The organism is Staphylococcus sp. mip270_02 (genome assembly GCF_054031535.1).
In genome coordinates this window covers 118,882-129,157 of the sequence record NZ_CM132934.1, presented here as the reverse complement: position 1 = coordinate 129,157, position 10,276 = coordinate 118,882, and the positions used below count along the sequence as shown (strand labels likewise).

At 30.1% G+C, this 10,276-nt stretch carries 12 protein-coding genes; 7 read left to right on the top strand and 5 right to left on the bottom strand.

The genetic code is table 11. The features are described 5' to 3' along the window. Positions 1-40: 40 nt before the first annotated feature. From ACW5YJ_RS00600 to rpsR, 3 genes are all read left to right on the top strand, one after another. Positions 41-673: a 4'-phosphopantetheinyl transferase family protein gene (locus ACW5YJ_RS00600; protein WP_142402564.1), complete on the top strand. Its 633-nt coding sequence runs from the start codon at positions 41-43 to the stop codon at positions 671-673. Between the two features lie 11 nt (positions 674-684). Continuing rightward, positions 685-1,380, top strand: coding sequence for a thioesterase II family protein (locus ACW5YJ_RS00595; RefSeq protein ID WP_017723383.1), 696 nt, complete (start codon positions 685-687; stop codon positions 1,378-1,380). A gap of 240 nt (positions 1,381-1,620) precedes the next feature. Next, on the top strand, positions 1,621-1,863 hold the full coding sequence (rpsR, locus tag ACW5YJ_RS00590) for a 30S ribosomal protein S18 (protein ID WP_002484306.1): 243 nt from the start codon (positions 1,621-1,623) through the stop codon (positions 1,861-1,863). 119 nt (positions 1,864-1,982) lie between these two features. Here rpsR and ACW5YJ_RS00585 read toward each other — a convergent pair whose 3' ends face one another. Then, on the bottom strand, positions 1,983-2,423 hold the full coding sequence (locus ACW5YJ_RS00585) for a hypothetical protein (protein WP_457338321.1): 441 nt from the start codon (positions 2,421-2,423) through the stop codon (positions 1,983-1,985). Positions 2,424-3,142: 719 nt separating this feature from the next. Between ACW5YJ_RS00585 and ACW5YJ_RS00580 the strand changes: the two genes are divergently transcribed. The 3 genes from ACW5YJ_RS00580 to ACW5YJ_RS00570 all read left to right on the top strand — a co-directional run bounded on the left by ACW5YJ_RS00580 (position 3,143) and on the right by ACW5YJ_RS00570 (position 5,508). Continuing rightward, on the top strand, positions 3,143-3,385 hold the full coding sequence (locus ACW5YJ_RS00580) for a hypothetical protein (protein ID WP_017723381.1): 243 nt from the start codon (positions 3,143-3,145) through the stop codon (positions 3,383-3,385). A 304-nt stretch (positions 3,386-3,689) separates the two neighbouring features. Next, positions 3,690-3,878, top strand: coding sequence for a hypothetical protein (locus tag ACW5YJ_RS00575; protein ID WP_457338320.1), 189 nt, complete (start codon positions 3,690-3,692; stop codon positions 3,876-3,878). Positions 3,879-4,200: 322 nt separating this feature from the next. Then, positions 4,201-5,508, top strand: coding sequence for a peptidoglycan recognition protein family protein (locus tag ACW5YJ_RS00570; protein ID WP_457338319.1), 1,308 nt, complete (start codon positions 4,201-4,203; stop codon positions 5,506-5,508). Between the two features lie 76 nt (positions 5,509-5,584). Here the strand turns inward: ACW5YJ_RS00570 and ACW5YJ_RS00565 are convergent, their stop codons facing one another. After that, on the bottom strand, positions 5,585-6,157 hold the full coding sequence (locus ACW5YJ_RS00565) for a hypothetical protein (RefSeq protein WP_135092571.1): 573 nt from the start codon (positions 6,155-6,157) through the stop codon (positions 5,585-5,587). Positions 6,158-6,372: 215 nt separating this feature from the next. Further along, positions 6,373-6,762, bottom strand: a complete 390-nt coding sequence (locus tag ACW5YJ_RS00560; RefSeq protein WP_171914814.1) for a substrate-binding domain-containing protein — start codon at positions 6,760-6,762, stop codon at positions 6,373-6,375. Here ACW5YJ_RS00560 and ACW5YJ_RS00555 point away from each other — a divergent pair. Further along, positions 6,735-7,718 carry a tripartite tricarboxylate transporter permease gene (locus ACW5YJ_RS00555; protein ID WP_426432881.1) on the top strand — a complete coding sequence of 328 codons (984 nt, stop codon included), beginning with the start codon at positions 6,735-6,737 and terminating at the stop codon, positions 7,716-7,718. The two genes, ACW5YJ_RS00560 and ACW5YJ_RS00555, sit on opposite strands and share 28 nt — an antisense overlap. A gap of 189 nt (positions 7,719-7,907) precedes the next feature. Here ACW5YJ_RS00555 and ACW5YJ_RS00550 read toward each other — a convergent pair whose 3' ends face one another. Then, positions 7,908-9,212, bottom strand: a complete 1,305-nt coding sequence (locus ACW5YJ_RS00550; RefSeq protein WP_017723375.1) for a TrkH family potassium uptake protein — start codon at positions 9,210-9,212, stop codon at positions 7,908-7,910. A gap of 149 nt (positions 9,213-9,361) precedes the next feature. Beyond that, on the bottom strand, positions 9,362-10,102 hold the full coding sequence (locus ACW5YJ_RS00545) for a poly-gamma-glutamate hydrolase family protein (protein WP_153672075.1): 741 nt from the start codon (positions 10,100-10,102) through the stop codon (positions 9,362-9,364). Positions 10,103-10,276 lie beyond the last annotated feature (174 nt).

The following is a 10,276-nucleotide window of genomic DNA, read 5'->3' as shown; positions in this document are numbered from 1 at the left end:
TCATTTGTTTTGATTGATTAAGTGATGTGGAAGTGTGACCGTGAAAATAACGATATATGTATTAAATACGCAGAATTTTGATTATCATAATCTTAAGAGGCATCCTAAATACTCTAAATGGTTTAAGTATTATTGTGTACGAGCGCACACAGGAATGCAATTTGAGCATATTCAATTTGACGAAAATACACATGGTAAACCGTTATTAAAATTACCTAAAGATATACACATCAATGTGTCTCATACAGATGGTTATTCAGTATGTGTTGTGAGTGATACGAACGTGGGCGTAGATGTGGAAAAAATTGAAAATATAGATTTAGATATTGCCCAAAAATACTTTGCATTATTAGAATATCGATACATTACTGAGGCACAAAGTACAATTTCTCAATTTAACCGTTTTTTTGAAGTGTGGACGATGAAAGAATGCTATTTAAAATTACTTGGTATGGGCATGTATAAACCATTAGATTCTTTTTCTATTACACCAGTTCAAGGTCGTTATCAACTTATTGAAACTGAAGATGAAGTGATACAACGGTGTTCATTTTTTCATGAGATTTTTTATGGAAAATATGCATTGTCAGTGATTTTAGACGTGGATAACCACGATTTAGAAGTAGAGATGTTAGATATAACAAAGAATTTTAATACAGAATTTATACTTTAAGGGGCGAGTATATGGTTAAAACAACATTATTTTGTATACCATTTGCAGGTGGAAATAAGGCATTATATTATCCAATGAAGAATAATTTACCAAGTTATATTCAATTTAAGCCATTAGAATTACCGGGACGTGGTGAAAGGTTAATCGAAGAGGCGTTAGATAGCATTGATGATATGGTAAATGACTTAGTTAAGCAAATTATTAATGAAAAACCTGAAGAATTTATTCTATTAGGCTACAGTTTAGGGACAATATTAGCATATGAACTTTATTATAAATTGGATCAATTAGGTTATCGACCAAAGCATATGTTCCTCTGTGCGAGTGAACCGATTGGCTATTTGGATAAATATAATGATATAGAAGCCATGGATGATGAAGAATTTAAACAGTTTATAAGAGAAAAAGGCGGTACATCTGAAGAAGTATTAAATCATGAAGAGTTATGGCAACTTGTGAAACCAGCATTGAAAAATGACTTTTTAGCAATTGATTATTATTGCGATAAGCCCAAGGAAAGACAAGTAGATATCAATTTATCAGTATTTGTAGGTAAACAAGATTCCATTTGTGCTAATACTTTGTATAAATGGTCGGACCTGACAAAAGGTAAAGTAGATTATCGATTCTTTGAAGGTGATCATTTCTTTATAAATAATCATTATAAAGATATAAGTGAAGAAGTAAAATTAGTACTTAATAGTTAGATATTTAATTTATTTCAAAATCAGCTTGTTTATTTATTCTGAACGTGTTGACAAATAGTCTAGAATTTTATAAGATTAATATTACACATGCACACACACGCAAAGATTTAATACAATGTTTCACACGCATTATAAATCTTTTAATAATAGAAAATAAAAACACATGAATCATAATAAATGATTAATAAACATTAAAATTAAACGGTAATTAAAAAAATAACTTAAAGGGAGGCAGTTACCATGGCAGGTGGACCAAGAAGAGGCGGACGTCGTCGTAAAAAAGTTTGTTATTTCACAGCAAACGGTATTACACACATCGACTATAAAGACACAGAATTATTAAAACGTTTTATCTCAGAACGCGGTAAAATTTTACCACGTCGTGTAACAGGTACTTCAGCTAAATATCAACGTATGTTGACATTAGCTATTAAACGTTCTCGTCATATGGCATTATTACCATATGTTAAAGAAGAACAATAATAGATATTGTATCTGAAAACCCCGTAGGCATATACCTACGGGGTTATTTTTGTTTTATTAGTATTAATAGACATGAAGATTAGTAATTTAATCTATATGTAACTGTTTTTAGTCTAAAATTAAAGTAACCATTTAAATTTCTGTATAGTTTTGGTGTTTAAGTTGAATTTTTCTGGATGATTTAGTATTTGACTTTTATATGAATCAACATTTTGCTTATTACGTAAAAGTATATCCATTCCAGATGGTGTTGCCAAAGTAGCAGAAAAATTAATAATTAGCACTTCATCATCAATATAAATAATGCCCCACTTGCTCGAAAATAGTCTTAAAATGCCTTTACCCCTCCAATTGAATTGGTCGTCATCTAGTGTATCGTAACCGACAATGGATTTTGATTTATTTCGCGTTTGGTATGTTACTTCATCATGAATTCTTAAGGGATGAGATTGTATTATTGAATAAGTGATAGAAGGATTTGTTTTTTTGCCTGAAGTCCACATTTTAAATGTAGAAGCTATAATATTCCATGTTCCAGGTAAGTATTGTGTATATTGCATACTAATCATCCCTTTTAGTAAGTACTGTTTAAATTATAAAAGTGTGTTATTAATGAGCCGTCTTAAAATAGAACATAGGTAGACTGTATTTTGGTTAATAGGTGTGATGGACTCCCATTATAATACTTTTATTTACCTTTTTATTTAGAGACTTAAACTATATGATCATAAAGTCAGATATTTTTTGTAGAAATAACCTTACGGCTATAGTAACTGTATTTAAAAACTTAATATAAAAATGAATTAAACAATATAGGCGTGGCAATACTAATTTTTATATGTTACGCTATATATATGAAGTATCTCCAGTACTTCATCCGTGATAAACCGCCTTTCGGGGCGGTTTATTTTTGGTTGGGTTAAGGGAGTTACGTGGTTTAATGTCTTTTACAGTATCTTGCTTACTAAAGAAAACCATTAACAGCAGTATTTGAATTTCCTCCAATAAATATTATGTTTCTGATTATTAAGAAAGTGTTTACGTTTTCGAGATGATTTTATTTTACTTATACAAATAATTAACTTATAATAATTTTGCACGTCTTAGGGCGTGAGTGATTAAATGGGTCAATCTCTTATACGTCCTATGACGTGTAGGAGAACGCAACTCCTTTAATCCTGTGGTCCTCTTAATTGAGGGCCTTTTTTAAATTAAGCTTTATTTAATGTGATCAACATATTATAATGGGTACAATATAATATGTTGGGAGGCAAAGTTTATGACAATGCAAAAATTCACTGATATTCAAAAAGAACGTATCATAAGTATTATTGAATCAAAGGCTACAAACAAAGGTATTTGCAATTGCGATAACCCTAACATGAGAGTATTGGATGGCCAATATTATTTACCATTACTATCTGCTACTTACGGTAATGAACCCATTACGTTGATAAACGTTTTGTGTGAAAATTGTGGTAGATTAAGAACATATTCAAAAGATTTTTTTGAAAATAACTGACTGTTTTACAGTATATAATTATTATAGATAAATATAGATAACATATAATCGACAAACCATTTGCTGATTTTAGCGTGTGGTTTGTTTTTTTATGTCTTAAAACTCAATGTATCTAGAAAGTAGTGAAATACTACTTTGCGTTTTTTGAGACATTAAAAAGGGTAGCGTATTATAAAGACTACGTAAGTAACCATTCCTCTATTTATCAGTTTACTGAGTAACTATTTCTAATTAATTGTTCATGAAGCATTTTTAAACAAATAAGTGAAATCATAATTTAATAAACGTGTGTGAGGTGATGAAGATGGCCGTAATAGCATTGGTTTTACATTTAGTGTGTTTATTATTAGTGTTAATAGCAGGTTTTGTGGCATTAAAAGAATTTAGAAAATCATATAAAGAGCGTAACCAAAGGAAAATTGATACCTTACTTGTGTTTGTACTTATAGTTGCATTAATTGCGATATTATCAAGTGTATTTATGGATTTATAATTTTTGAACAGGATACAAAGTTGTAGTCCTCAACACGTATCAATGTAGAGTTTAAGGATAATAAATTTAATGACAAACAAATGTATAATTAGTAAATGTGGTGAGAGTAAGATAATGAAGTCAAAAGTATTTGTGATTTCATTATCTTACTCATTTTTATTATATTTAAAGCACTTAATATATATAATGTCCAAAAAATAGTACGAAATTATAAAGTTTTTTGTAAACATTTGGATAATATTATAAACTGTAAGAATAAGATGAATTAATTAATATAGACGTTGCGATAAAATAGTGTTCTATAATAAAAGGAGTGTTTTAAATGAAGTATAGGTTAAGTTTATCATTAATAGTAGCGACGAGCTTAGTACTAAGTACTACAGTAGCATATGCACAGGAAGATAATGCAAAGCAAACGACAGAAAAAGATAAGAAAGAGAATACAAGCAAGCCAATCGATTTTGATAAAGCACAAAAGATGAGCCCTCAAGCTTTAAAAGACCAACTAACACCTGAAGATTTACGATTACACAATAAGGTTGCAGAGCATAATTCTAATTCAGTAGAAATGCGTACTTTTGCAAATAGATCTTATCAAGACGTAAATACATATATTGCAAATAATAATATTAAACCAGCGCAAATCGTTCAAGATTCACGTATTAATAATTTACCAAAATATAATTATAAATCAGGAAAATTTATAGGAGTTGTTATACATGAAACAGCTAACCCTAATAGTACGATTGAAGGCGAAGTAAACTATATGTATAACAATTATCAGAGTGCTTTTGTACATGCTTATGCAAGTAGTGATAAAATTATTCAAACAGCACCAAGTAATTATTTAGCTTGGGGTGCAGGCGCGAATGCAAACCCGTATTTCTATCAAATAGAGTTGACGAGGTCAAATACATTTGATGGTTTTGCTAAATCTGTAAATAACCAAGCTTATTTAGCTGCTAAAATGTTGAAACAAAATGGATTGGCTCCATCATTGGCAGATAATAATCAAGGTACAGGTACAATTATTAGTCACAATGCTATTAGTCAATATTGGGGTGGTACGGATCATACAGACCCAGTAGGTTATTTCAATCAATGGGGATATAACATGGACCAATTTTACAGTTTAGTTCAAAAACACTATAAAGCACTAAACGGTGGCGGTAATGATGACGCAATAACTGGCTCAACTTACAAAGTGGCTAAAGGTGATACATTATATAGTATATCAAGACGAAGCGGCGTAGCCATCGATGACATTAAGAAATGGAATAATTTAAGCAATAACACATTATCAGTAGGACAAATATTAAAATTAAAAGCGCCAAGTAATAGTGGTACGATAACTGGAGATACGCATAAAGTAGTCGCTGGCGATACTTTGTATAATATTTCTAAAAGAAGTAATGTAAGCGTTGAAAATATCAAGAAATGGAATAACTTGAAAAATGATAGTATTAGCAAGGGACAAACATTATATTTAGTGAAAACATATACTGTGAAGAAAGGCGATACTTTGTATAGTATAGCTAAAAATCAAAAAACAACAGTAGACAAAATTAAATCAGACAATAAGTTGGATTCTAATAGTATTAAAGTAGGACAAATATTAAAAATTAAATAAGTGAAGAAGAATATTAGTAAACGAAACGACACTCCACCATTTGTTGATATCAGCAATTGTGAAGTGTCGTTTTTGCTTATTTTTCGTTTATTATACCATCGTTATCTCTATCTTTGGATGAATCATAACCTGGCATATCTTTTGTTATTTCACCTGGCTTAGGCACGTCGACATCTGGCGTTTTTGGTAAATCATTCTTTTCAGGTGCATCAATGTCTGGTGCATTAGGATCAGGTGTATCGATATCTGTGCTTGAGTTGTTTTGTTGATTTGTGCCGTTATTATAGTTGTTAGATGATTGGCTTTGATTATTATTATAAGTATCGCCATTATCATTAGCATTACTATTTTCGCTATTATCAGAAGCATTACTTGACTCTTCGTAATTATTATCATTTGATTCTTGAGAGCCATTTTCTTGAGCATTAATCTCTTCATTTTTGCTATTATTAGTGTCAGAATTTTTATTTTCTTTCTCTTTCTCTTTCTTTTTAGTATCAGAATTCTTTTGAGTTTCTTTTTTGGTACTATCGCTATTATTTTCTGTATAGAAGAAAGCACTGCATCCGCCAACTAACAATATAATGAGTAAAATTATAACCAAACAACCTAAACAACCGATACATCCGTTCTTTTTATTATCGTTCATCTCATTCTCCCTTAATTTTAATTCATATTTTATTGAACACAAAAATATAAAACTTTAAATATATTGTACTACATTTCAGTTGCGAGTGTAACTTTATATTTTTATGTGTAAGAGTACTGTACCTTTGAGTAAATTAGATAGAAGTGAGTAACGACATATAATTGAATTAAAGTATAATATTTAGGTGAAATGCATTAATATAATCATATATTATATTAAAATTCTAAATTAACCTCTTTCATGAAATTATAAAATGCTCTCACTACGGTATTATTTAGATATTGTTCTTTTAAAATCATGTGTGTATTTCTAATGATATAGTTACCTTGTTGGTCTAAACATGGTATTTTAGACAAATTATCATCATCACGTAATAAAATGCCAGGCAAAATAGAAAAACCTAACCCATTTTGAACAAATTCTTTACTTGTTTCCATATTATCGACATTTATTGTAATAGAAGGTGACTCGATAAATTTTCCAATCCACCAATCATCAATTAACTTATTGAGGGAGGTATCGGTGTTATAATATATTCTGGGTAAATGAGGTAAATCAGTTATATCAATTGGACGTTTTGAGACGACGTAAATCTTTTCTTTCATTAGGTTTAGATCCCTTAACAGCTACAGATAGATTTACATTTAACACTTTAGAATTGATGAATGGAATTGACTATATTCCAATTATGATTGGCGCATTTGCATTAGGTGAAGTATTTTCACAAGTTACTAACAATAATCCACAAAATTTAAATACACCTTCAAAATTATCACAGGGTGTGTTTAAGTTTAAAGACTTTTTTGTATATAAATGGACTGCTTTAAAATCAGCGACAATAGGTAGTATGCTGGGGATTTTGCCTGGGACAGGTGGAGCAATAGCTTCTTTTGTAAGTTATGGTGTAGCTATGAAAACAGATAAAAATCCAGAAGAATTTGGAAAAGGGAAAGCAGAAGGTGTAGTTGCACCAGAAACATCTAATAATGCAGCAGCTGGAGTTTCAATGATTCCTACATTAATTCTTGGAATACCAGGTAGTCCAACAACTGCAGTAATATTAGCAGCTTTAGTGCTTCAAGGTGTACAGCCAGGGCCACAACTCATGGCGAATCAGCCTATACTTTTATATTCAATATTTTTAGCTATGTTATTCGCAAGTATCATGACATTGGTTGCTGGTAGAGCGGGCGTCCAAGTATTTACATTATTATTAAAAGCACCTTACAGTATTATAGCTACATTTATTATTATACTTTCTCTACTCGGTGCATATGCTACAAACAATGACTTATTGAATGTTTGGATTATGCTATTATTTGGTGTTGTAGAATATTTAATGAAAATATATCATTTCTCAATTGCTTCATTAATTTTAGGAATTGTACTAGGGCCGTTGATGGAAACATCATTAAGAAGACATTTGTTAATTAACAATGGGGAGTTTTTATCATTATTTCATTCTCCGATTACAGTTATTTTATTGCTTATCAGTGTGCTAATCATTGTAGTACCAATTATTATGGATAAGAGAAAAGCAAAATCATCGAATTCTAATTAAGTATTTTAATAGATAATAGTTTGAAATTATTATGCCTAGGGTTTTAATCATTCAGAAAAATAAAAAATGATGATTTCCATTTAAATTAGGTTGGCAATCATCATTTTTATGTTTGCATAGATAATTATTATTCAGTGTATTAGATTTGAAACACTAGGTTTCATTAGCTGTTTTAGTTTGTTGCATTAACTATAAATGTACATTTCCTTTAGCGTAATAGAATAAAGTTTTCTTTTCAGTAATGAACAATTGAACAAAAGTGAGAATACCAATTTTTCCAATCAGCATCGTTACAATAATGATGATTTTCGTAGCAGTATGGTAATCTGTTGTAAAATTCATACTTAATCCTACAGTGCCAAAAGCTGAAATAACTTCAAATAATACGGTTATATATGGCGTGTGTGGGTTAAGCATACTGGCAATCATAGAGACGCTTAAGACAAATATGGTAGCACAAAGTGTTATTGTAACGGCTATATTTAAAGTTCGATTTGAAATAGATCGTTTAAATATGGAAGGATGCGTTTCGTTTCTTAGTGTACTGATGATGAATAATAGAGTTAAAACTAGGCTTGTTACTTTAATACCACCAGCAGCACTTATAGGCGCTCCCCCAATAAACATTAATAGCATCATCATCATTGAAGTCGGCGCCGTTATTTCTCCAATGTCTACAGTGTTAAATCCCGCAGTACGTGTTGTGACAGATTGGAAGAATGAAGCTCCAATTTTTTCAGGAAGTGATAAATGATTTAATGTAGCGTGATACTCTAAAATGAAAAATAGTATAGAACCTAAAATAATTAATATAAGTGATGTGCTTAGCACAATCTTAGAATGTAATTTTAAGTTTACTAATTTTTGAGACAAAATTAAATCAAAGAACACTAGAGGCCCGATGCCTCCCATAATGATGAGTAACGGAATAGTAATTGTAATAATTGGATCATTAATTGTACTCATTAAATTATCTCTGAAAAGAGCAAAACCTGCATTGTTAAATGCAGAGATTGATGTAAAAATACTTAAAAATAAACCTTGTCCAAGGCCGTATTTAGGGACAAATGAGAGGGCAATAAATACAGCCCCTAAAATCTCTGTTGCAACACTGTATAACACAAATTGAAGAATCAGGCGTATAATTCCCCCTGGTTTATCGATATTCCACATCGTCATTGCTAGATAACGATTTTTTATACTAATTTTTTTATTGATTAATATAAAGGTTAATAATGTGACTGTCACAATACCAAGGCCACCGATTTGAATTAAGAGCATAATAATAAAGTCGCCTAACCAATTGAATTGTGTTGAGACATCAACAGTCACTAGTCCGGTCACTGTAAAAGCACTAGAAGCTATGAAAAAAGCATCTATAAAATCAATGGGCTTTTTACCGGTAACAGGTAAATATAAAAGTAACGCGCCAATTAATGTTGTAGTTATAAAAAGTAAAAGGTAAAAATACAAAGGCTTATTTAATATTTTCATTATGTCATTTCCTTTACTGATTTTAATAAACAGTATTTTATACCTATTGTTTTAAAAAGCAAGCAAATGAAAAAGAAAATATTTAAAAAATAAGCATCCAGAAATGCCTTTATAAATAAAGACATTTCTGGATGCTAGTGGAATTAATTCTAATTTGTTTGTTGTTTGATACCTTTAGTAACGGCTTCTGCAAAATCGTAAATAGATTGTTTGTAGTCATTAGTGTTTTCACGCGTTTTTCGATTGAAATCTCCATTATCAAAAAAAGATTTACGATATTTTGTTGAAATTTCTAATTGAACCCCAGACCCTGTATCATTTTTATTGATGATGTTGTTGTTAGAATCTCCATTTACATAATTGGGACTCTGTTCTACATTAAATCCTTCTTTTTCTAATTCTTTTCGAATGGATCGAGACATATCTTTATCTTTTCCGCCAATATAGACTACTTTTTTCTTGTCTTTAATTCCATGGATAGAAATAGACTCATTAGACTTATAAACCATATCTTTAAGTTTAGGATCGTCAAAACTAGTTGAAGTAATATGCAGTTTGGCGTTATTAGATTTTAATAGTCCTTCAAAACTATATAAATTGAAATTCCCTTTTTTAGAAATGATTTTTGCTAATTCAGAGGTTCCTGGTTCAATTCCACCGCCATGAATAGCAGTAATCAATATATCTTTATTATTTGTTGTCTTTGTATTAATCTGCCAATCGCGTCCTTCTGTTGTATCGGCTTTAAGTTCTGAAAAATTTTTATAGTAATCTTGATTTTGTGGTTGGTCATTTTTCCAGACATATAAAATATATAAGGAAGTTAGAATTACACCTACTATAAGTAACATGATTAAATAATATAAATAAGAATGGATTATATTTTTCATAGAAATCTCCCTTAATTTTATAGTTGCGATGATGAAATTATAACAGAAATTAGGATAATACCGACTAATAGGTTTTTTACAATTGTATTACCAATTGAGTATTTAATATTTACAATCTTAATAAATATAATTTTATAATGCATAATCTTTAGCGTATAATTTCATGAATTTTGT